The organism is Dyadobacter jejuensis (assembly GCF_003149085.1).
GTDB classification, from domain to species: Bacteria; Bacteroidota; Bacteroidia; order Cytophagales; family Spirosomataceae; genus Dyadobacter; species Dyadobacter jejuensis.
In genome coordinates this window covers 456687-480425 of record NZ_QGDT01000004.1, presented here as the reverse complement: position 1 = coordinate 480425, position 23739 = coordinate 456687, and the positions used below count along the sequence as shown (strand labels likewise).

Below are 23739 nucleotides of genomic sequence, written 5' to 3'. Positions count from 1 at the left end.
TAAGAGGTAAACAAGAATAGGCATTTTTTCTAAGTACGCCTATTATTTCGCTTTAAAAAAACCTTTCTAAGCAGCTACTTCGACAGCACTATTTTCATTTCACAACTTAGCAGGAGCACCTCCCCTACAAAGCTACTCCCCTTTACCATCACTATATTGTCTAATCGGTGGGTAGGCTCTACGATGGTTCGGATCGTCTGGCCCAACTTCGGCAAACTATGCACCTCAACCCGGGTGATCGATCCGATGTATCCCATTTTGGGCTCTCCTCCTGCCGCTGACTCCACCATGGAAAAGCCAGCTGCGCTGGTTTGTGCCACATTCTCTATCAAGGCACTCTCTCCTAGCACGTCTTTGCTAAGAAAAATATTGTCCGCCTCAATCAGGAAGGTGGATTCGAATCGGTGGGCTTCTACCGAAGTAAGGGCGTCTACCATTACAAAAGGAGCCCGTTGTGGGATAAGATCCGTAATATTCTTACTATCAATCATTTACTCGGTATTCAAAATAATTAAACCACTGTTCCGGATACGCTTGTACCTTTTCCTCCAGGGTTTGGACGTACAATTTAGCAATTTCTTCTGGTTTCATCTGCTGGTATATCGGTGGACTGGCACTCAGATGATAATGATATGGACCATTTTTATTGGCAAAAACGAAGGTTACGGGCGCCTGAAACTTGGACGCTATCAGGAAAGGACCTAACGGAAAACGAGCTTTGCTGGCCAGAAAATCCATCTCGATACATTTGGCACCTTCCAGATAACGGTCGGCATGAATGGCTACAAATTCGTTCTTCAACAGGGCATTACGGATAGATATGACGTGAGAAAGATCGTCTTTGATGGGAATCAACTGAAACTTAGGCCCTCCGGTCCGTTGCTTCATAAAGCGTTTGATACTCTCCACTTCTGCGTCTAGCATCACAATATGAATCATGGGGGTTATACGTCCTTCAAGGAGATTTCCGGCCGTTTCCCAGTTGCCCACGTGGGCGCTGAGCAAAATCCCCCCCTTGCCTGCCGCCAACATATCGCGGAGATACTCCTCGTTTTGGAAAATATGCTTAAAATGCTTGGTTTTATTTAATAGAAAGGCGGCTCGATCCACCATGATCTGGCCAAAGATATAGAAATTGGTGCGGGCCAGCTTCCTGGCTTCGCCCGAAGAATACTGAAGAAACTCTCTATAAAACCCCTCAATGGCCCTTCTAGGTTTTCGGGCGAAAACATAATAATAATAGGTCACCATCCGTAACAAGGCGTATACTACGGAAAGTTTGGTATGCTGAATAAAAAACAGGAATATCTGATAACCTGCCAAAAAACCTTTAGTCTTACCGTCCCAACGGCTCATGCCTTAGCGTCCTAGTTTCTTTTTTACAAGGTCGAAAAAATCGCCAAAAGTTACGATATCTTTAAAGTCCTCTCCCGTTACTTTGATGTTCAAATTTTCTTCAATTAGCACGACCAGGTCTACATAGTCGAGGCTATCCAAGTCGAGGCTATCCTTCAGGTTATTCTCAGCGAGAATAACGGCCGGGTCGACCTCGAACTCCTCCGATAGAAATCCACGGATTCCTTCAATCACCTCGTCGAAAGCTACTTTTTCATCATTTAAATACATGGCTGTAAAATTAATTTATTCTTACTAATAGTTTCTATCCCACATTAACTTTTACGGATTATTGTATTACAATCCTCGGAAAAGTTAATTTCTAGCCTGATTCGCTCCTTTGCCAATCAAACAAATAGCAAAAATACTACATTTCACCCCGATTCTTTAAACCGTTTACTCATTTATCTCATACATTGGCTCTGAACTACGACGTCTTACTCAGGCCTTCTTAACGATCAGTGTTGAATTAGTACCACCAAAACCGAAGCTATTGGACAAGAAACAATCGATTTTCTGTTCCTGAGTTCGGCTAATGATATTAATTTTGGCCGAGTCCTCATCGGGATTTTCAAAATTAATATTGGGTGCTACAAAGTCATTTTGCATCATCAGCAAGGTATATACTATTTCGCTGGCACCGGCCATCCAACATTCATGTCCCGTCATCGATTTGGTGGAACTAACCGGCACCTGGTCGCCGTAGACTTCGAATATAGCCTGTGCTTCACTACTATCGCCAACGGCCGTTGAGGTGGCGTGGGCGTTGATATAGTCGATCTGCTGGGCGGTTACCCCGGCTTGTTTCATCGCCATGCGTAAGGCCCGTACCTGGCCATCGATATTGGGGTTAGAGATATGCTCCCCATTGGAGGAGAAGCCATAGCCTATAAGCTCGCCTAAAATTGGCGCTCCCCGGCGCTTTGCCTCTTCATAGGACTCCAAAATAACGGTTGCCGCACCTCCACTCGGAATAAGGCCGTCGCGATCCCTATCGAAGGGCCTAGAAGCCCTTGTAGGCTCCGACTCTCGCACCGAAAAAGTACCAAGCCCATCGAAGCTACTCATGGCCTCTTTGTTAATTTCCTGCGCTCCGCCGCAGATGACCCTATCCTGAAGCCCCTGGCTGATCATCAGATACCCCATGCCTATGGAATGAGACCCTGAAGCACAGGCGGCACTAAGGGAGAAATTGATCCCTTTAAGTTTCAGGATCGTCGAGAGGTTCATATTTACGGTACTATTCATATTCTGAAAAATAGCCCCACTGCCTATCAAGGTCGTATCGCCTTTCTCTCTCACTTTGTCGTTGGCCTCTACCACTGAGGCAGCTGTACTATCGTTTCCAAAAATAATTCCCGTTTCGGTTTGCTCCAGAAAATCGACATCTAGCTGTGCCTGCTCCAAGGCCTCTTTGGTAGCCATATAAGCATACTCAGCAGGCTCATGCATGCCCATGCGCTGCCTTCTGGAAAGGTAAGGCTTTAGGTCGGGCTTGGGGACCATGCCTGTCAATGCCGACCGATAGCCGAAGTCCTTACGTTGCTGATCGAACACGATACCACTTTTGCCCGCATAAAGCGCCTTAGCGACCTCATCTAAGTTCGTTCCTAAACAGGAATAAATCCCTATGCCCGTAATGACTACCCTTTTGCTCATATTATGAATAAATGCCTCCGTTAATATTGATCACTTCGCCTGTAATATACGCCGCTTTTTCCGATACTAAAAAACTTACTAAATGGGCTACTTCCTCGGCCTGGCCAAATCGATTCATAGGAATCATCTGCTTAAGCTCTTGTTCGTTAAGCTCCTTGGTCATATCGCTCGTAATAAAGCCCGGTGCTACCGCATTGACGGTAATCTTCCGCTTGGCTACTTCCTGTGCCAAGGCTTTGGTGGCCGAGATGATGGCCCCTTTCGCCGCCGAATAGTTGGTTTGTCCCGCCACTCCTTTCATGCCCGACACCGAGGCCACGTTGACGATACGCCCTATCCTTTTCCTGAGCATCTGTTGAATGGCGTTTTGAGTGACATTAAATAGTCCCTTCGTCGACACGTCCATTACCTCATCCCAGTCGCTCTCGGGCATCCACATAAAGAGGCCATCGCGGGTTACGCCCGCGTTATTGACCAATACATGGATGTGTTTGTCGGGATTATTGGCCTTCCAGGCATCCAGAGCCTGATCGACCTCCTGCTTATATTGTACTTTAAATGGCAACAGCTCTCCATCACCACCTTGTTCCCTGATCTGCTGCAGGGTTTGCTCTGCAGCCTCCAGGTTACTGGAGTAGTTGACCAGTATATATAATTGGTGATCCATAGCGAGCCTTAGGGCAATAGCCCTTCCGATCCCCCTAGATGCACCCGTAATTAACGCACAATTCATAATTCAAAATGGGTTTCCTTAATCATTTCATATACTTCGGCAATATACTGCGCCTGGGGAGTGTCTTCCACTACAAAAGCGGCTTTGGTTCTGATCATAGCATACACCTTCTGTGCCTGGCTCGACAGACGCTCCTTTTCGTCGGCCGCTAGCAGGTCGATGGCCTGGCAAATCGCCATCAGATGAATAGACATCACCTGAAAGGAGTTCTCGATAACTTGCCTGGCCATAACGGCACTATTGGTTCCCATGCTTACAATATCCTGGTTATCGTTATTATTGGGAATGCTGTGCACATACATCGATCCACATAGGGCCTGGTTCTCGGCAGTAGTCGATGTCGCCGTAAACTGTACCCCTTGAAAGCCAAAGTTTAGCCCCCAGGTACCGGCATTCAAAAAAGGTGGAAAGCGGTTGTTGAGTTTGCTGTTCATCAAGAAGTTGAGCTGCCGCTCCATCAACATGGTCAGTTTGGTGAGTACCAGCTTCACCTTGTCCATTTCCAAGGATATGTAATCGCCATGGAAATTACCTCCATGGAAAACATTATTCTCCTCCGGGTTGACTATCGGGTTGTCGTTGGTGGAGTTCAGCTCATCTTCGACTATCTGTTGGGCATAATTCAACGTGTCGATGACCGGGCCGATTACCTGAGGAACACAACGTATCGAGTAGTACTCTTGAATTTTCCTTTCAAATTCACGTTTCTGTAGGGCAGTATCATCTTTAAAAAGCTCTTCACGATTCCGGATAAGGCCACTATCCCCTACGAAAGCGCGCATTTGGGCCGCCACCCAGCGCTGCCCTTCATGAAGCTTTACGGCATTCAGCTCCTTAGAGAAGGAGTCGTCGAATGCCTCTATGACCTCACTGAGCATGGCCGATGCCGCTACGCCCCAATGTACCAGCCGTTTGGCGTATATCAGGTTGATAGCCGCAATACCCGTCATACAGGACGTACCGTTAATAAGCCCCAGCCCATCGCGGAGTTTCATAGCTAGGGGCTTAATACCGAGCTGTTCCAAAACCTTAGCCGTGGGCTGGCGTATTCCTTGGTAGTACACATGCCCTTCGCCGATCAGGTTAAGACCCAGGTGAGAGAGCTGTACCAAGTCGCCACTCGCGCCCACGCTTCCGTGTTCGAATATTTCGGGAACGATCCCTTTATTGATAAAGAGTAAGAGCTGCTCCACTACCGCAGTGCTTACCCCTGAGTTGGCTTGCAAAAAAGCATTGAGCCGGGCAATCATCACACTACGTGCATAGGTTTCGTCCAAGGCTTTCCCTATCCCACTAGCATGGCTACGAATAAGGTTGTACTGTAGATTGTGCAGCTGGTCGGAGTCGATACGGTACTGAGCCATAGGACCAAAACCGGTATTGATACCATATATTATTTTATCTTTAGAAAATTCGGTTAGAAAATGAAAAGACCTGGAAACTTTATCTAAGGCATCTTCCGCCAGCACAACTTCCTCCTTATTAATGGCATACCGCTCGATATGAGCTAGGGAAATTTGATTCATTTATTCTTTCAAGTGTTAAATATGGCGTAAAATAAATCTTTTTTTACCGCTTTGTCAAACCAATGGCTCATTGGTCATGGTACATTAATAAGTTGGCGGGCCACTTACATTTGTTTAATTTTGCTCCGAACGCTCGACTATACATTTCATGCTTGGAGAACTCTTCGTAAAGTTAAATAAAGTATTATCCCAAAACAGACTCTCATTTTTCCTAGGCCTTTCGTTGCTTTTGGGAGTATTAGGCTGGGGAATGACACGCCTTCGTGTCACCGAAAGTATTTTTGAAACACTCCCTAAAGGCCAGGCGTTTCAGGAGTTCAACCAGCTAGTACAAACAAAGCATTTCATCAATCAAATTGTATTTTCTTTAGAATGGGAGCCCAATTCGGACCTTTACGAGGCTGAGGCCCTACTGACCGAGTTAGCCGATTCTCTGAGCCAGTGTACCTTATTGGCAAATATACGGACCACTCGACCAGAAGCACAGGAAAGCGTCTATAACTTTACACAAACAAATTTCCCACTACTCATCGACAGCGCCTATTACAGCGGCATAGTCGACAAAATACAGGAAGATACCGTATATAATGCCCTACAGGGGGTCAAAAATCAACTATTGGCTCCAGGAGGCGATTTTGTTAAAACATTCATGATTAACGACCCCTTGGGAATTGGCGCGAGCTACTACCAAGCCCTCAATAAAACCAATAATTCTGGCCAGGTGATTGTGGAAGATGGGGTGATGCTGACCGCCGACAGGCGGCAGATCTTGCTGACAGCCACCACTGCTTACGAATCGGGAAACTCCCAGCAGGACCTAGTCCTTCACCAATACCTACAGGAATTTTCTAAAAACTGGAAGGCCAACCATCCCCAGCACACCTTATCTTACTTTGGCACCTTTGAGATTTCGGCACGCAACGCTAGCCAAGTCAAAACCGACACGACCGTAACGGCCATTCTCTCGGTGATACTCATTCTTATCCTGCTTTTTGGTTACTATCGAATAAGATCTATCCCCCTATTGCTCACCTTACCAGGTATTTTTGGCGCTATGTTTGCGCTCGGGGTCATCGGTTTTATCAAGCCCAATATTTCGGGTATCTCCTTGGCTACCGGGGCCGTCATTTTCGGGATATTACTCGACTACGCCATCCACTTCTTTACGCATTACCGCCACGAAAGATCCATACCCCAAGTCCTGCGCGACATCAGCGCCCCCTTGCTCACAGGGAGCTTCACCACCCTTATGGCCTTTGGAGCCTTACTTTTCGCCAATTCTATCGTACTTCAGGATTTTGGCCTCTTTGCCGCCTTGGGGCTCTTTGGGGCCGCCCTGTTTACCCTAATAGTCCTGCCCATAGTGGTATCGGTTGTCGATATCGATTGGCCCGAACGAAAGCAGGCTACGCAGCCCTTATGGCTCCCCAAGCTACGCCCTGTCCCTACCTTGGGACTCCTTTTTCTGGGGACCCTATTCTTTCTTTATCATGCGCGCCACATCGAGTTCGATGGTCACTTTGATAACCTGAGCATCCAAGATGCCGACCTACAAGTTCGGGAAAATCAATTGACAGGCCTGAACCCGGAAAAAGAAAAAAGAATTTATCTGTTTGCCACCAGCTCAGACCCACAGCAGGCTGCCGAAGCCAACTATAGGGCCTATCGGAGACTTTCGGCGCTCAAGGATAGTGCCATCATCAGCAGCTTCCTTTCGGCTGGGGCGTTCATGATACCCGATAGCATTCAAAACCGCCGAGCGCAGCGTTGGAATAACTTTTGGAACTCAGCTAGAAAAGAACAACTATTCCGACAAATAGACCGGAGCTCCAGCCAAGTCGGATTTCAAGCAGAAGCCTTTCAAGATTTTAAAAACTGGATCGATAAGCCAGCAACGCGGATCCAGCACGATTCTATTTTGGTGCAACTAGGCCTAGACAATCTGGTAGACAAGCAGGCGGGAAAAACGACTTACATCACGCCCATTGTCGTCGAAAACCAAAATCTGCCATTCATCAAACAAGAGCTACGGAACCTGGCGGGAGTCACCGTTTTTGACCGGGCCGAACTAGCCGAAGACCTCGTGGCCATGGTAAAAGACGACTTCAACTACTTGCTAGCCCTTTCGGCATCCATTGTGTTCATCACTTTACTGCTGGTATATGGGCGCATCGAGCTGGCTCTGCTTACCTTTTTCCCTATGGTGATCAGCTGGATATGGATCCTGGGCATAGCCTCCTTGCTGCATATTCCCTTCAACTTCGTGAATGTGGTCGTAACTACGTTTATCTTTGGCCTCGGCGACGACTTTAGTATCTTTGTTACCGACGGACTTTTACAAAAGTACCACCACCGGCGCAACAGCCTACAGTCCTATAAAAGCGCCATATGGCTGTCGGGATTCACCACATTGATCGGTACCGGCTGCCTGATACTGGCCAAGCACCCCGCCATTCACTCCATAGCGCTCATCAGTATGCTGGGTATCGGTTGCATCCTGTTCATGTCCTTTATCGTACAGCCCGCCTTATTCCGACTGTTTGTCCAGGACCGAATCGAAAAAAAGAAGCCCCCCATCACCTTTTTACCCTTTCTGATCAGCGTGAATAGCTTCTGTTATTTTGTGGTCGGGTGTCTGATTTTACATTCTCATTTGGTCACCATACTATTGCTTCCCATCAGCAAGAAAAAGAAGCGTAGACTAATGAACCAGGCCTTGTCATTTTATGCTAAAACGGTAATATATTCTGGTCCCCATGTGCGAAAAAACTTAGAGGGGCTGCAAGAAATCGATCCGCAGAGACCCGTCCTGTTTATTGCCAACCACAGTTCCTTTCTGGACATACTGCTCACCATCATGATCAACCCCAGGCTCGTTCTGATGGTGAAAGGATGGGTTTATAAATCACCCTTTTTTGGCCCCATCATTCGATATGCTGGATACCTCTACTCCGACAACGGGCCCGAAAAAAACTTACAACAGGCCAGGGCTCTGATAGAGGACGGGTATTCCATTCTCATATTTCCGGAAGGTACACGTTCTAGCAACGGAGCCATGGGGCGTTTCCACAAGGGCGCCTTTCATTTGGCAACAGAGCTGAACATCCCCATTCAACCCATCCTTATTCACGGGGCATCGGAGGTTTTACCCAAAAACGATTTTCTGATTCGCTCTGGCACCTTAAACGTAAAGGTGTTACCGCCTATTCATCTGCAGGAGTCTCAGTGGGGTAGCTCTTTACGAGATAAAACGAAGAACGCTTCACAGTTTTTTAAGGAAGCACACCAATTGTACGCCCAAGAAAAGGAAACAACTACCTATCTTAAACCCAGGATATTCAGTAATTATGTATTTAAAGGGCCAGTTCTGGAATGGTACTTTAAGGTAAAATGGAAGCTGGAGGAGAAAAACTTCAGCTATTACAACTCCTTAATCGGAGACAGACGGCAGATTTTAGATATTGGCTGTGGATACGGTTACTTATCATTTTATTTGCATTACAAAGACCCTACCCGTACAATTTTGGGCCTGGACTACGACGCCGGGAAGATCAGTACCGCTCTGAATGCTTATAACAAGACGGACCAGTTGCAATTTGCCGAAGCCGATATCATGCATTTCGACTTGGGACAACGCGATGTCATTTTTTTGAATGATGTCCTTCACTACCTATCGGCCGATAAGCAACGGATTCTTTTGGAGCGTTGCCACCAGGCCCTCAGCCTCGATGGCCTGCTCATCATCAGAGATGGTATCACCGACCAGGCCGATCGGCACAAAAACACCAGCCGTACGGAACAGCTCTCGACGGGATTATTTGGATTTAACAAAAAAAGTGACGAATTCCATTTTTTCCATTCTCAAGTCATTAAGGACTTTGCCAGTAGCCATGGTATGGCAGCCAGTATGGAAGCCCATTCCAAGACTACTTCCAATGTACTTTTCGTATTGAAACGTACCAGTTACTAACTATTTTGAGCTAAATATAGGGTAGTATGTATCAATCCGTTATATTGAGAACCTAATCACAGAATTCGGGAAAGGCTTTTTGCCTTGAAAAATATGGAAGAATCTTTATCAAAAGAGTATGACTTCGTCATAGTGGGGAGTGGCTTGGGAGGGTTAGGCTGCGCTTACCTACTCGCCAAAGAGGGGAAGTCTGTAATCGTGTTAGAAAAGAACCATCAAATAGGCGGGAACCTGCAGGTATACAGCCGCGACAAGTCTATCTTTGACACTGGGGTGCATTATATTGGAAGCATGGATCCTGGGGAAAACCTATACCAGTTTTTCAAATATTTCAATATCCTAGACGAATTAAAGCTGCACCGACTCGATCAAGAAAAATTTGACGTGATACGGTTTGCCGATGGAAGTACCTATGAATATGCCCAAGGACATGATCGATTCCAGGAAAAGCTTATAGGCTATTTTCCTCAGGAAAAGGAGGCCATTACCAAGTACTGTGAGAAGATCAAAGAGGTTTGTCTGCATTTTCCTTTGTATAACCTGAGGGCCGATGGCGCCAACTATCAGTTCAACGAAGAGCTACTCCAGCTAAATGCCCACGACTATATTGCGGGCCTGACCGAAAACCCACGCCTCCGCAATGTATTGGCGGGCTCCAACCTGTTGTATGCTGGCTATAGGGACACCACCCCCTTTTATGTGCATGCCCTCATTATGAACAGCTACCTCTGTGGCGCCTACAAATTAATAGATGGAGGCTCCCAAATTGCCATCTTACTCAGTAGACGTATAAGGGAAATGGGGGGCGTGATTTGTAAGCGGAAGGAGGCTGTTGGTGCTTCTTACCATAGCAATGGATGTATTAGGGCCGTCAAGCTCAAAGATGGACAGGAAGTAAGGGGAAAGAACTTCATCTCTAACGTTCACCCTTCCAACACCATCGACATTTTTGGCGAAGAACGCTTCCTGAAGATGTACAAAAACCGCATCCGCAATTTGGAAAATAGCATTTCTACCTTTTTAGTACATATAGCCTTTGAGAAACGCTCCTTTCCGTACCTCAATTATAATATTTATCAGCATCATCAGGACGATGTATGGCAAGCCACTGAGCCTCAGCAGGACCTTTGGCCTGAGAGTTATTTCATATGCACACCTATGTCGCGAAAGGATCCTGAATACGCCGATTCCATGACGGTAATGACCTATATGAAAACCGAGGAAACCAGCAGATGGCAGGAGTCCTTTAGGACTGTGGCCGAATCGGGAGAGCGGGGAGCAGGCTATCAAGAGTTTAAAATTGAAAAAGAAGAACGGGTGCTTCGACATTTGGAAACCGTTTTCCCTGGTATTAGGAGTAAGATAAAATCGATTCATAGTGCCACCCCTCTTACCTTTAGGGACTACCTTGGCAACAAGGATGGCAGCCTATATGGGATCCGCAAAAGTGCCCTTAACCCCAGTCGAACGCAGATTAACACCAGGACAAAAATTCCTAATCTGCACCTGACAGGTCAAAATATATCTATGCACGGGATATTGGGTGTCACGGCAAGCGCCTTCGTCACTTGCTTTTCATTTATAAATAAGGAAAAACTCATTGATCAAGTAAAACAAGCTTAATCATGCAAGAAATAGATGTTCTAGTCATAGGGGCAGGACCCGCCGGTACGGTAGCGGCTTCCTATTTGGCCGGCAAAGGCTACAGGGTCACTATTTTAGAAAAGGAAACATTTCCGCGATTTCAAATTGGGGAGAGCTTACTTCCCTGTTGCATGGAGCATCTACAAGAAGCTGGATTGTTAGAAGCCATAAAAAAACTCGATTTTCAAAAAAAAACTGGGGCCGCCTTTATGCGGGGATCTCAGCGTTGCGAGTTTTATTTTACTGAACAATATACCAATGGCTGGAGCTGGACCTGGCAGGTAAAAAGGGCCGACTTCGACCTGGCCCTGGCCCTAGAAACGGAAAGAAAGGGTGTACAACTGTTGTTCAACTGCTCCGTGGAGACCGTTAGCTGCAGCGAAAAAAGGCAGCACATCCAATACCGCAACCCCGACAACCAACTTATTGACTTGGAGGCCCAGTTTGTGATCGATGCCAGTGGCTATGGAAGGGTACTTCCCCGCCTATTCAACCTGAGTCGCCCTTCGTCTTTTGTGCCCAGGGGAGCTATATTTTCACATCTACAAGACCCCCACAGGTCTACGGCCGAGAGCCAAAATATTTTCGTTCATGCATTTAACGACAATGAAGCCTGGCTATGGGCCATTCCTTTCTCCGACGGCACCACCTCGGTAGGCATTGTGAGTGAACAGGAGTACATCCGTTCCCTGTCAGCCGATCAAGGAACCGGGTATTGGTCCATTATTCGTAACTTCCCCGACCTTCAAGGGCGTTTTTCCGATGTCGATATGGTATTTGAACCCAAGGCTATTCTAGGCTATTCGGTAGGGGTAACGCGTATGTGGGGGCCTGGCTTCGTGTTAGCTGGCAATAGTACGGAGTTCTTGGATCCCATCTTCTCATCGGGAGTTACCTTCGCTACCTCATCGGGTCTTAGAGCCGCTAAGCTCACCCACCGCCAGCTGCAAGGAGAAAACGTCGACTGGCAAAAGGACTACGAAGAGGTGATTCAGGATGGTATCGATGTTTTTAGAAGCTACGTGACGGGTTGGTATAACGGAGACTTCCAGACCATCGTTTTTGCTAAAGAAATTGACCAGGGCTTTAAACAACAAATATGTTCGGTTTTGGCTGGCTACGTTTGGGATCAATCCAACCCCTTCGTCAAAAAACATGACACCATTTTAGCCACCTTGGCCAAGGTTATCCGCATCAAAGAAAGGATGCCCGACCCCTCCAATAGCCCTAAGCCCTCAGACCGATTGCAGTAGTTGTAACCCATGTTGACATCCCAGATAATGGTTGTACACCAATACATACTTAGGCGACGCTTCGGCGGCACGGCCCCTATTCAGCCAAGGGGTAGGAAGCTTGCAGCCTATCAACAGCTGCGTGGCTAGCCAGCAGGCATAGGACGACGAGGTAGGATACTCCCCTACCCTGTTTTTATACACATACAAAGGGAGCTGAGGGAAGCGTTGCTCATATACTTTGGTATACAGTCCATCGGTTCTTATATCGCCATTATTACCAAACACGAGGGCATCGATCTGGGTGGGCAACAGGTTGTTTTTTTGAAGAAATGCGTCTACCCACGCTAGCAAATCGGCTTCAGGCAAGTAGCAGGTCGCCTCTACATCCATAATAGCCGCCTTAGCGCGCTCTGTAGCCTCGGCGGCTAGTACGAACCAGGCAGTGCCCTCACCCGCTACCGTACCTGGAGTACCGCTCTCCAGCATATCCTCTGCCGATACTGCTTCCGTCTTGAAGCCACCTCTGAGCAGATCTATATTATAATTATAATCCGATATCTCATCGACGGCCCCTAATAGCAACCGGCTATTGTCCCCTGCGTCGAATCGCATGAGGGCATCTAGTATGGCATTCTCGAAGGCGATCCCTTCGTGGACGTGGGTAATATTATAGCCGGTAGTTTGAGTAATCAGGGCCAGGTTACCCGCTACCGCATTGGGGGTGCTCTGTACAAAATTGGTAGGCGTTAGCGTCCCCTCTTTGTACTCGACGATCTGATTGAGAAACTTCAGACAATCGTCGAGTCCACCATTGGCGGTAGCCAATATCACCGCTTCTACGGGCTCATTACGCTGTTGCAAAGTAAGGCCCATTCCCACACCCATACGCACCGACTTGCCCATGCGGCGCAACTGCCCCGAAGGGATAAGCCCAGTATAGGCAGGCTCCTGGGCTATAAATCGTCCCCCCACCTGTAAGTTGGGAATAGCATTTTCGAAGGACTCTCCGTCAACATGGTTGGGAGAGATACACCCCATATCCTCAATATAAATCATTATATGCCGTAATTTCTAAATTTCGGATGGCCCTGCCAATCCAGCTTCCTTTATAAAACCTTTTATCAGCTCACGATACGAATCGACGTTTCGAGTGAGCAGGGCGGGGCTCCAGTCCAATTCCTCGCCTATCAGCTGGCCTACCTGGGAAGCAACTTGCAGGCAAGCATTCCAATCGAGGAGTTCCAGCCTGGTCCTGCGTGCCAGATAATCCCGGATGTTGACCACCATTTCATGACGAACACAGTAAGGAATTTCTGCTAATATAAAGGGATATTCTGGATGAATCCTTTCTTTCCACTCGGGGCGGCTCACAGCGAGTTGAGCTACCTCCGGGCCGAGCATCCCATATTTCTGTGCCAAATGTTGTGCTACAGAAGGCTCCAGTCCATAATTCGTGGAAATATCCTCCCATATTTCGTAAGAATAGCCGTTGCCACCTTTCAAGATATGGCGTTCTGTAGTACAGGCTCTGGGATGCCCTAGTTGTCGGTCCACCTCGTCGATCGCGTCCTTGGCCATCAGTCGGTAAGTGGTCCATTTCCCACCCAAAAGACTGACCAAACCCGAGTCGGAATCCACCTCCACCTCATGATCCCTGACCAGGGTTTTGGTCGACTTCGCTTCTTGGGCCGATAGTAATGGGCGCAAGCCCCCAAATCCTGCCTGTATATCGGCTAAGGATACGGGTTTTTCCAGATATGGACTCAATGTATCAGCCAAATACTTCTTTTCCGATTCCGTCAATAGTGGCTCTTGGTCCAAATGGGTATACTCCGTATCGGTGGTACCTAGCATGGTTACGCCTTCAAAGGGAATGGCAAAAACCACTCTCCCATCGCTGGTCTTGGGTATAAGCATCGCACAGGAACTATTCAAAACCGCTGCGGGCAGGGATATATGAACGCCTTTGCTAGGCCTTAGCCGCTTTGCTAAGGATGGATTGGCCATCTGGCGTATCGAATCGGCAAAGGGACCCGTGCAGTTTATAACTTTTGCGGCATGGATTACGATATCCTCCTCAGTAAGCATGTCCCGGGCTACGACCTGTTGAAGCTTCCCGTCCAGATCTTTCTGAAAGGCCTGCACCTGCACATAATTGGCCGCTACAGCTCCAGCGTCCGCCGCCGACTGGGCCAGGGCGAGGCAATACCGTGCATCGTCGAGCTGGCCATCATAATACTGCACCGCACTATGTAGTTTTCTTTTGTTTAATGTAGGCATCTTTTGGAGTACCTCTTTTTTATTCAACCACTTGCTCTTTGGCAGGCTATCATTTACGGCAAACTGGTCATAGAGCCGCAAGCCTATAGTAAAGTACAGGCCCTCCAACCAGGAATTTACCGGAGTGAGCAAGGGAAGTGGACGGGCCAAATGCGGCGCATTACTTAAGACAATATGCCGCTCCTGAAGTCCATGACGCACTTGTTTTAGCTGCCCCAGGTCCAACTTTTTGAAGGCCTGATCCAAATAACGCACCCCGCCATGAATGAGCTTGGTGGAGCGGGAAGAAGTCTGACCGGCAAAGTCCTCCTGATCGATTAAGGCTACTTTGTAACCTCGCAAAGCGGCATCCAACGCACATCCAGTACCACTGGCCCCTCCCCCTATAATGCACAGGTCAAACTGTTCTGATTTCAAAAGACTCACTGCTGATTTTCTGTTCATGCGAAGATAGGGTTAGGGGGTTGGATGCGTCTAAGCAGCAAAAGTACTAATCCAAACCAGGTAACAGTTCTAAAAAGCCGAAAAAAAGGCCAATTTATAAAGTTTCGGAACTGCGAAATGGATTAAAGGTTCAAAATTGTATTAAAAAAGTGGTGACGGAGGTGATAATTCACCGTCTGTTCATAGGAAAGCTCGAAAAAAAGTATACTTTTGGATCGATCAATACTATTATTAATCAATTAAACCACACAACTAAAACATGGGCTTATTATCATTTTTAAAGGGCGTAGGAGACAAAGTTTTCAAAAAGGAAGAAGAGACCCCTACTCCGGCTACCGAACCGCTACGTGCCAGTGCACTACTTGCACATGTAAAATCCCTAGGATTGCCCTATAATGCCCTTACAGTCAAGACAACCGGCGACACGGTCACTTTAGAAGGTGAAGTAGCGGCTCAGGAAGATTCTGAGAAAATCTCGTTGGCAGTAGGTAATGTAGAAGGCGTACAAGTGGTAAACAACTTGTTGACCGTCGCTACTCCGGCTCCTGAGGCTACTTATCATACAGTGGAGAAGGGTGATACGCTTTCTAAAATCGCGAAAACAGTGTATGGCGATGCAATGAAATACCCCGTTATTTTCGAAGCGAACAAGCCAATGCTGCAACACCCCGACAAGATTTATCCTGGCCAGGTGCTTCGTATTCCTGCCTTGTAAGGAGAAATTTAAGTATAAAAAAAAGACGTCTAAAAAGACGTCTTTTTTTTATGCTATCCTAATAGGCTTACTGATTGTCTTCAGCGGCCATTACGTTAACAGCCAAAGTATGTTTCACTTCTTTATGAAGATCTACAATGGCGGTATAGCTACCTATCGATTTAACATCGTCGACAGTAATTTTCTTACGGTCGATGTCAAAACCTTTAGATTTAAGAATATCGGCTACCTGTGTATTGGTAACACGACCAAAAATACGGCCGCTTTCTCCTACTACGGTACGAATCTCAATAACCATTTCTCCGATAGCTGCAGCGATATCTTCTGCATCTTTCTTCAATTTTTCGGCTTTGTGAGACGCTTGGCGAACGTTTTCAGCCACAATTTTACGGTTCGACGCATTGGCCAACAATGCAAAACCCTGCGGGATCAGGTAGTTACGACCGTATCCTGCTTTCACAGAAACGATATCGTTTTTATAACCCACTCCGGCGATATCTGTCAATAATATGATTTCCATTTTCGTGCTCTTTCTAATTATTTCAATTGATCAGCAACGAATGGCATTAAAGCCAAATGACGTGCTCTTTTAATTGCTTGGGATACTTTGCGCTGATATTTCAAGCTGGTACCGGTAAGGCGACGTGGAAGGATCTTTCCTTGCTCATTCACCAATTTCAACAAGAAATCAGGGTTTTTGTAATCAATATATTTGATACCAGATTTCTTGAAACGGCAATATTTTTTGCGGTTGATATTCTTTTCAACCGGTTCGTTAACTAGTGACATAACTTAGGCTTCTTTAGTTTCGGTTGCTACTTCTTTCTTCTTACCAACAAGACCCTTGCGCTTTTTATCATTATAAGCCAATGCATGCTTATCCAAGGCAATGGTTAAGAAACGCAATACACGTTCATCACGACGGAATTCAGTCTCAAGAACATCCACTACTCCACCTTCTGGAGCAGAATATTCGAAAACCTGATAGAAACCTGAATTTTTCTTTTGAATAGGGTAGGCCAGCTTGCGCAATCCCCAGTTTTCTTCATGTACCATTGTACCACCATTCTGAGTGATAATCGTACTGAATTTTTCAACGGCGTCCCTTGCCTGGGCCTCAGACAAGATGGGAGTTAGAATGAACACCGTTTCATAATGCTTAGACATACGGTAATTGATTATTTGTTAAAATTACTTATAGCTCACTTCCAAGAGAATTGGAAACGAGGGTACAAAAATAGGGCTTAGAAAAATGATTTCCAAGCCCTATTGCATATTTCCTTGACCGTCAAGTTATTTCACCTGAAAATCGGCCTCTCCTATTTTAAAGCCTTCGCTATAAATCTCGATCACATATTTACCCGACTTCATGGGAATCCCCCCACGCCCATAGTAGATATCGACATTCTGGCCTGTATTATTGAACAATACTGTTTCCTTGGAGCTGTATATAACCTCCTGGCCGCCATACTTAAAGGCACCCGATCCGGTGGCCATATCGGACAAAACAGCCCCATCGGGATCTAGAATCCTCAAAAACACATCTTTCTGATTCTGCTTAGCTACTGCATTTTTAGATAAATTAAAACTCACCTTCAGCTTGTCGATACGCTTGGACTTGTATTTGCCTCCATCTCTCTCCTTGCCTTTCGACGACAGCGCATTGATGGAGATATTTTCGGCCCTGAGTGCCGAGGCGATATTCACCTTCTCCCGCAACTCCCTATTTTGTACCGAATAACTGGTAATCGAATCGGCTAGTTGCTGTTGGCTAGATTCTAAACCGGTCAGCTTTTCGGTGAGCTCTGCATTCTCCGACGTCACAACGCCCAACTGCTCTTTCAGCTGACTGATCTGCAAATCCTTCTCCCTTAAAACTGACTCATAAGACTTAATTTTTTTATCATAACTCGATGCTGAGAAATTAGCCAAATTCTTGATTTCCTTTTTATCACGTTCCAGCTGCCCTTTCAGTACCATCAGAGAGTCTACACTTCCTCCCAACTGCTGAATTTCGGCAATTCGTCGATCTAGCTCCACAGAGATAGAATCCAGCTTGGTTTTCACCAAAAGCACTTCCTCCGTTTTGGCAGTGATGATTTCATCTTTTACCTTATTTTCTCGCTTCTCGTGATATATAAAGTACACGAGTACCAAATTAAGGATCAACAAAACCGCCAGTGCCGCCCATAAAAGGGTTTTTCGATCTTGCTTTTGTTCCTGATTATAGTCCATAAAAACGATTATTTAAAAATTTATACTGGTAAAAGAACGAGGTTTTATTTAATTTGAAAAATCGCATGCATTAAAAATGCAATTAATGAGTAAAATTACAACTATAATAATCTATTTATCATATAAATACCATAATTTTAATGCCAGACATTGCCAAAAATATAGCTCAAATATGCTCAGAATTGGGGGGAAATACTAAATTAATAGCCGTAACTAAGACAAAACCGCTCCAAGACCTGTTAACAGCTTACGAGGCCGGATTCAAGAGATTCGGAGAAAATAAGGTCCAAGAGCTATGCAGCAAATACGAAAGCCTACCCAAGGATATCGAATGGCATATGATTGGACACCTTCAATCCAATAAGGTAAAATATATTGCCCCTTTTGTAAGCCTAATCCATGGTGTCGACAGCTTCAAACTCCTGAAGGAAATAGACAAGGAGGCCCGAAAAAACCAACGGGTAATAGACTGCCTCTTGCAAATTTATATTGCCGACGAGGATACAAAATTCGGCTTGTCTCCCCAAGAGGCTCATGAACTTATCCTTTCCGAGTCCTTCGCTAACCTAAGCCATATTCGGGTGATAGGCCTCATGGGCATGGCTTCGCATACGGACGATAAGGAAAAAATAGCCCAAGAATTCCAATCCCTCAAGGACTTATTTGAGGTCATCGCCCAATTACCCAACCTTCCATCCAACCTGAGTATGCAGGAGCTTTCGATGGGAATGAGCGGTGACTATCCCATTGCCGTAGCACATGGAAGCACCTTAGTGCGGGTGGGCAGTGCCATATTTGGTAGCCGAGCCTAAAACCTACCGGGCAGTGGCAGCATCTGAGCCGCTATTGCCCGGTGGCATTCTAACACGGTCCTTCTATGAAACCCTATCGCCCCACCAATAAGGCGCTATCCAAGACAGGCCTTACGCTTTCTCTAACGAAATCGAAACTCATAGCGGAACAGGGTTGCCCTAACTCTTTTATAAAAGTAGCGTTAGACTGGTCCCCATAGCCCCCTGAATAGGGGTTATAGTCCCCAAAATTGTTCAAAGCCCCCATCAGTAGGAGCCCAGGTACCCCCAGCGCATTGGCTAAGTGCGAAGGCCCACTGTCGAGCCCTATAAAATAAATGGCCTTTTCGATCACTGCGGCGGTCTCCAAAATCGACAGCTGCCCGGCTAAATTGATATAACGATCGGAAGTTACAGTGAGGTTACTCCTAAGGCCAATTTCTATGATGGTAATGTCATAATGACTCAATAACCATGCTAGTAATTCGTTCCAGCGCTCTGCCGGCCAATCCTTAGGGGCATAGTTCGACTGGCAATGCACCACCATATATTGTTGGGGTAGCCCCAATGAATCCCTCTTTTGCCAATGGCGAGGCTGTAGGGCCAGCCGGGGCTGATCGTCGATAGGGAAGCTTTCATTCCGTTCAAGCAAACCACCACACTGAGCAAACACTTGGAGTAAGTTGCCATATTCGAAGTAATTGCCCACGTGAATGTTGCGTGCTAAGGCTACGGGATTATCTCGAAACACCTGACACTTACTGCATTCATTATTGTTTTTGAACTGTAGTTCAAATACCCGATCAAAAACCGATGAGCCTAGTATAACCTTCCTTTGCGTCACACAGAATTCCTCAAAAACGGCATCTACCTGTGCATTCACTTCAACGAGCTCCCTGAATACCGGTTTGACAAACCACACCACATAGGCATGGGGATATCGCTGGCGCACCAGCCGGCTGATAGGCTCCGCCGCCACGATATCACCGAAGTGCTCGGTCCGGACAATAGCCACCAAGGGACGCCCTTTGGGCAACCTTTTTTGTAGTAACCAAAATTTAAATACCGATTGGTAACCATGAAGATAGGCCTTTGATATATGCAGATATTTATGATAGCGATGCGTCCAAAGCTGTTTAAATCTTTCTATAGTCATTTTTTGTCGTTGAAATAACGATTAACCTTAAAAACCCAATACAACCATTAGGAAGCTTTTGATCTGGCTATTAACTTTACCACCAAGCTAGCCAAGCTAAGGATATATTGACCACAAAGATTGAATAATCATCCCTAATATCCATTGCAAAACATAAATTGGCTAAAAAAACTATTAACCGTACTTCCCATTTATGAAATTTTTCATTCAGGCTGGAGGCCTGGTCGGGGCATTGGCCGTAGCCTTAGGAGCCTTCGGCGCCCATGCACTAAAAGCCATGCTAGAAGCCTCAGGCCGATCAGAAACTTTTGAGACAGCCGTTAAGTATCAATTTTATCATGCTATTGCATTAGTACTCATAGGTCTGCTATTACAGCGATCGGGCCCAGATGCCGCCAAATTATTAGGCTGGTCAGGAAATGCTTTTATGATCGGAGTGGTCATATTCTCAGGATCCCTATACGCCATATGCTTTACGGGCATCACCAAGTTTGGCGCCATTGCTCCCATTGGAGGGCTATTACTAATAGCAGGATGGATATTGCTCCTGCTAGCTGCTAGCAAAATTGCCTAAAAGCTTGTGGGCTGAAAAATAATTTCGGCCCACAAGCCCTAGCCCCTTGACAATGTAAACGGTCGCTGGGCATCTATTTTCAGAAATACGAACAGCAGTATGGAGAAAGACCATAAGGAGGAGCCTCCATAACTAAAAAATGGCAAGGGAATCCCAATAACCGGCATAAGGCCGATGGTCATCCCGACATTGATCATAAAGTGAAAGAAAATAATACCTGCGACACAGTAACCATACACTCGGGCAAAGCGACTTCGCTGCCTTTCGGCCAGCACCACCAATCGGCAAATTAGGGCCACAAACAGCGATACGACGATGAGCGTTCCTATGAAGCCATGCTCTTCGCCAACGGTACAAAAGATAAAATCGGTGCTTTGCTCGGGAACGAAATCGAACTTAGTCTGAGTCCCCTCTAGGAAACCCTTGCCTTGAAGCCCCCCCGATCCTATCGCAATTTTCGATTGAATAACATTCCATCCGTCGCCACGAGGGTCGGAATCAGGGTCGAGCAAGACCATAATACGGCCGCGTTGGTGCTTCTGTAATACGTTGTTCATAAAGAAATCTACCCCAAACACGAAGCCGATCATCAGTCCCCCCACCAGGAGCGTAGCCATAAGCCCCCCATTCCGTCGCGACAGCGTTGGCATCATCCAGATCACCCCTAGGGCAATTAACGTGATGACCCCAACAATATACCATTTGGCAAATAGTAAGGTAAGTATTAATAAGGCAGCGAGTACGATGCCAATAGCCGGAATGATCCCCGGCATTCCTTCCCGATACAGCACAATGGCGAAGGAGGCAAAGACAAGCATGGAGCCCGTTTCATTGGATAGCAAAATAAGCAGGGCGGGTAGGCCAATGATCCCTAGAATAGGATAGTAATCCTTGATACGTCGGGAGAGGCTAATAGCCGGATCACTTAAGTATTTGGCAATGGCCAGGCTAATTGCAAATTTAGAAAACTCCGCCGGTTGCAAGGAAAAGGCCCCTATCTTAATCCATGAACGCGAACCATTGATATTAGACCCTGCAAACAGTACCACCACCAACAGAAAAATGATAATGGCATATATGATAAAAGAAAAGGTTTCATAAAACTTATAATCGATCACCAAGATACAGATAATAAGCAGGGCTGCCGTACCGATCCACATCAGCTGTTTCCCAGCATTATTGGACAAGTCGAACATACTCGTCTGGGTCTCTGGATTATACACGGCCGCATATATATTAATCCAGCCTATAAACAGGCAAGCAATATAAATGAGTAATACCACCCAGTCTACATTTTTGGTAATCGGCTTACTTTCAGCCATATGCTTTCAGATTTCTATTTTAGTACAAAAATGCGTTAAGGAGTTTGCTTCTTGAGGGAGTCCGTCGCTACTGGCTTTTTCGCTACAGGCTTCTTAACTCCCGGCAGTATCACCTTTTTTATAAAGTTAGCATTGAGCATGCTCGTCTCTAGCGCTTTATTGGTGATGGTCCCTCTCAAATATTTTTCAATCACCAAATTGGCAATGGGGGCGGCAGCCGCGCCACCCGAGCCCGCATTTTCGACGAATACGGCAATGGCAATTTTGGGGTCGTCTACCGGAGCGAAGGCAATAAATATGGAATGATCGTCCCCCACCCGGTTTTGGGAAGTTCCCGTCTTCCCGCCTATGGTAATCCCTTCCACTCTGGAGCGACGTGCCGTTCCCGACTCCACCGCACCAATCATCCCTTGTATAACCGGCTCAAAATGCCGTGCCGCTATACCGGTTTCCCGCCGAATGGTGAAGGTAGTATCAATGGTATGGTTATCACCAACACTTGCTACCACATGCGGGGTATAAAAATATCCTCTATTTGCAATAATAGCGGCCACATTGGCCATTTTGATGGGGGTTATCAGAAGTTCCCCTTCTCCAATACTCAAAGAGTATATATTCGAAAACTTCCAGCGCCCCTCTCCTATTATCTTATCATAGTAATCCTTGTTAGGCAGGTTACCCCTGTACTCACCTGTAATATCAACGCCAAGTCGTTGTCCAATGCCAAACTTGCTCACATAGCCATACCACCTGTCCAGTCCTACTGCCGAAGCTTTGTAAGTATTTTTAATGTCATTATTATAAACAATGCGCCTAAAGACATTGTAAAAATAAGGGTTACAGGAATGCGCTACTCCCATGGCTACCGTCCCAGTAAATGGGTGATTATGGCATTTGATGGGTGATCCGGCATGCGAAAAACCACTGCTAGGCGTAATCACCCCCTCCTGTAGCCCTACCAGGGCTTGGATCAACTTAAAAGTGGAACCTGGCCTGTAGCTAGCCATTACCGCCCTGTTAAACAAGGGCTTGTAGGGATTCCTCGCTAAAGCGGCAAAATTTTTAGAAAAGTAACGACTAGCCAATAGATTAGGATCGTAAGAGGGCGCACTTACCATGGTCAGGATCTGTCCGGTCTTGGGCTCAATGGCCACAACCGACCCTACCTTGTTCACCATCAGGCTGTCGGCATATTGCTGAAGGTCCAGGTCGAGCCCAGTATGGAGGTTATCGCCGGCCACGGCCATCGTATCCAGAATCCCCCCTTTCCAGGGCCCCTTATACACTCCACTCACATTTTGCATGACAAACTTAATACCCCGCCGGCCCCGCAATTCTTTCTCATAGACTTTCTCGATGCCATTCTGGCCGATATAGTCTCCTTGTCGGTAATATTTCACCTCTTGTTTCTCCAGTTGCCTGCCGGTGATCTCACTTACATATCCGAGGGTATTGGCCAAAGTTGGGGTAGTATAGGTTCGTAAGGAACTCTTCACGAAGGCGAAGCCCGAATAGTCGACCATGATGTCCTGGATAGAAGCAAAATCCTCCTTAGAGAGCTGCCTTAGGAAAAGGGAAGGTTTCCTTCGGCTATAGGCGCTAGCAGCATTCATAAGGCTATCGAATTCGGAGCGTTCTAAACCCAACACCTGGCAAAAACGTAGGGTATCCGACACCTTAGCCTTATAAGGGGTCACTACCAGATCGTACACAGGGGTGTTGTATACGATTAACTTACCGTTCCGGTCGTATATCTGACCACGAAACGGTATTTCTATGACTCTTTTTATGGAATTACTAGATGATTCAATGGAATAACTCTCGTCCAAGACCTGTAGGTAAAACAAGCGAAGGAGGTAAAGAATACCTACTAAAGCAAAAAATCCAATGATGACAAAGCGACGATTTTCAAGCATTCTGCACTTACTATTCCAATTCTCTCAAAATTACACGAAGTTCGTGATATCGACAAACAATTCAAAGGCTTAACCAGACAAACGAGGGGGCTTTTTTCTAATAAGAAAATAACCCTAAGAAAACATGAAAACTTACCATGAGTC

The 23739-nt window shown here is 46.3% G+C and carries 21 protein-coding genes; 6 read left to right on the top strand and 15 right to left on the bottom strand.

Annotation, left to right across the window (positions count from 1 at the left end; all coding sequences use genetic code 11):
* Positions 1-74: 74 nt before the first annotated feature.
* The 6 genes from CLV98_RS11205 to flxA all read right to left on the bottom strand — a co-directional run bounded on the left by CLV98_RS11205 (position 75) and on the right by flxA (position 5313).
* Positions 75-491: a hotdog family protein gene (locus CLV98_RS11205; protein ID WP_109674389.1), complete on the bottom strand. Its 417-nt coding sequence runs from the start codon at positions 489-491 to the stop codon at positions 75-77.
* On the bottom strand, positions 484-1356 hold the full coding sequence (locus tag CLV98_RS11200; RefSeq protein ID WP_109674388.1) for a lysophospholipid acyltransferase family protein: 873 nt from the start codon (positions 1354-1356) through the stop codon (positions 484-486). Before CLV98_RS11200 ends, CLV98_RS11205 begins: the two co-directional genes overlap by 8 nt.
* Before the next feature lie 3 nt (positions 1357-1359).
* On the bottom strand, positions 1360-1626 hold the full coding sequence (locus tag CLV98_RS11195) for a phosphopantetheine-binding protein (protein WP_109674387.1): 267 nt from the start codon (positions 1624-1626) through the stop codon (positions 1360-1362).
* A gap of 210 nt (positions 1627-1836) precedes the next feature.
* On the bottom strand, positions 1837-3054 hold the full coding sequence (locus CLV98_RS11190; RefSeq protein WP_109674386.1) for a beta-ketoacyl-[acyl-carrier-protein] synthase family protein: 1218 nt from the start codon (positions 3052-3054) through the stop codon (positions 1837-1839).
* A 1-nt stretch (position 3055) separates the two neighbouring features.
* A complete protein-coding gene (flxB, locus tag CLV98_RS11185; protein WP_109674385.1) occupies positions 3056-3787 on the bottom strand; it encodes a flexirubin biosynthesis SDR family reductase FlxB in 732 nt (243 codons plus the stop codon).
* The gene (flxA, locus tag CLV98_RS11180) at positions 3784-5313 is read right to left on the bottom strand and encodes a flexirubin biosynthesis tyrosine ammonia-lyase FlxA (protein WP_109674384.1); all 1530 of its coding nucleotides are present in this window, start codon (positions 5311-5313) and stop codon (positions 3784-3786) included. Before flxA ends, flxB begins: the two co-directional genes overlap by 4 nt.
* A 148-nt stretch (positions 5314-5461) precedes the next feature.
* Here flxA and CLV98_RS11175 point away from each other — a divergent pair, with 148 nt between their 5' ends.
* The 3 genes from CLV98_RS11175 to CLV98_RS11165 all read left to right on the top strand — a co-directional run bounded on the left by CLV98_RS11175 (position 5462) and on the right by CLV98_RS11165 (position 12180).
* Complete coding sequence (locus tag CLV98_RS11175) at positions 5462-9283, top strand: trifunctional MMPL family transporter/lysophospholipid acyltransferase/class I SAM-dependent methyltransferase (protein WP_109674383.1); 3822 nt, start codon at positions 5462-5464, stop codon at positions 9281-9283.
* A gap of 93 nt (positions 9284-9376) precedes the next feature.
* On the top strand, positions 9377-10906 hold the full coding sequence (locus CLV98_RS11170; RefSeq protein WP_109674382.1) for a phytoene desaturase family protein: 1530 nt from the start codon (positions 9377-9379) through the stop codon (positions 10904-10906).
* 2 nt (positions 10907-10908) lie between these two features.
* Positions 10909-12180: an NAD(P)/FAD-dependent oxidoreductase gene (locus tag CLV98_RS11165; protein WP_109674381.1), complete on the top strand. Its 1272-nt coding sequence runs from the start codon at positions 10909-10911 to the stop codon at positions 12178-12180.
* Here CLV98_RS11165 and CLV98_RS11160 read toward each other — a convergent pair.
* Both CLV98_RS11160 and CLV98_RS11155 read right to left on the bottom strand, forming a co-directional pair.
* Positions 12163-13218, bottom strand: coding sequence for a beta-ketoacyl synthase chain length factor (locus CLV98_RS11160; RefSeq protein ID WP_109674380.1), 1056 nt, complete (start codon positions 13216-13218; stop codon positions 12163-12165). The genes CLV98_RS11165 and CLV98_RS11160 overlap by 18 nt on opposite strands.
* Positions 13219-13233: 15 nt before the next feature.
* A complete protein-coding gene (locus CLV98_RS11155) occupies positions 13234-14886 on the bottom strand; it encodes a glycerol-3-phosphate dehydrogenase/oxidase (protein ID WP_109674379.1) in 1653 nt (550 codons plus the stop codon).
* A 259-nt stretch (positions 14887-15145) separates the two neighbouring features.
* On the opposite strand from CLV98_RS11155, the gene lysM reads away from it, so the two are divergent.
* Entirely contained in the window at positions 15146-15601 is a 456-nt protein-coding gene (gene lysM, locus CLV98_RS11150; RefSeq protein WP_109674378.1) for a peptidoglycan-binding protein LysM, read from the top strand.
* Between the two features lie 67 nt (positions 15602-15668).
* Here lysM and rplI read toward each other — a convergent pair whose 3' ends face one another.
* The 4 genes from rplI to CLV98_RS11130 all read right to left on the bottom strand — a co-directional run bounded on the left by rplI (position 15669) and on the right by CLV98_RS11130 (position 17836).
* Positions 15669-16121, bottom strand: a complete 453-nt coding sequence (rplI, locus tag CLV98_RS11145; RefSeq protein ID WP_109674377.1) for a 50S ribosomal protein L9 — start codon at positions 16119-16121, stop codon at positions 15669-15671.
* A 17-nt stretch (positions 16122-16138) separates the two neighbouring features.
* Positions 16139-16390 carry a 30S ribosomal protein S18 gene (gene rpsR / locus CLV98_RS11140; RefSeq protein WP_025761962.1) on the bottom strand — a complete coding sequence of 84 codons (252 nt, stop codon included), beginning with the start codon at positions 16388-16390 and terminating at the stop codon, positions 16139-16141.
* 3 nt (positions 16391-16393) lie between these two features.
* On the bottom strand, positions 16394-16768 hold the full coding sequence (gene rpsF, locus CLV98_RS11135) for a 30S ribosomal protein S6 (protein WP_109674376.1): 375 nt from the start codon (positions 16766-16768) through the stop codon (positions 16394-16396).
* 126 nt (positions 16769-16894) lie between these two features.
* Entirely contained in the window at positions 16895-17836 is a 942-nt protein-coding gene (locus CLV98_RS11130) for a DUF8428 domain-containing protein (RefSeq protein WP_109674375.1), read from the bottom strand.
* Between the two features lie 140 nt (positions 17837-17976).
* On the opposite strand from CLV98_RS11130, the gene CLV98_RS11125 reads away from it, so the two are divergent.
* Positions 17977-18648, top strand: coding sequence for a YggS family pyridoxal phosphate-dependent enzyme (locus CLV98_RS11125; protein ID WP_109674374.1), 672 nt, complete (start codon positions 17977-17979; stop codon positions 18646-18648).
* Between the two features lie 73 nt (positions 18649-18721).
* Here CLV98_RS11125 and CLV98_RS11120 read toward each other — a convergent pair whose 3' ends face one another.
* Positions 18722-19783, bottom strand: a complete 1062-nt coding sequence (locus tag CLV98_RS11120) for a glycosyltransferase family 9 protein (RefSeq protein WP_109674373.1) — start codon at positions 19781-19783, stop codon at positions 18722-18724.
* 193 nt (positions 19784-19976) lie between these two features.
* Between CLV98_RS11120 and CLV98_RS11115 the strand changes: the two genes are divergently transcribed.
* Positions 19977-20357 carry a DUF423 domain-containing protein gene (locus CLV98_RS11115; protein ID WP_109674372.1) on the top strand — a complete coding sequence of 127 codons (381 nt, stop codon included), beginning with the start codon at positions 19977-19979 and terminating at the stop codon, positions 20355-20357.
* A gap of 38 nt (positions 20358-20395) precedes the next feature.
* Here the strand turns inward: CLV98_RS11115 and rodA are convergent, their stop codons facing one another.
* Both rodA and mrdA read right to left on the bottom strand, forming a co-directional pair.
* Positions 20396-21679, bottom strand: a complete 1284-nt coding sequence (rodA, locus tag CLV98_RS11110) for a rod shape-determining protein RodA (RefSeq protein ID WP_109674371.1) — start codon at positions 21677-21679, stop codon at positions 20396-20398.
* Positions 21680-21714: 35 nt separating this feature from the next.
* Complete coding sequence (gene mrdA / locus CLV98_RS11105) at positions 21715-23595, bottom strand: penicillin-binding protein 2 (protein ID WP_109674370.1); 1881 nt, start codon at positions 23593-23595, stop codon at positions 21715-21717.
* Positions 23596-23739: the final 144 nt, after the last annotated feature.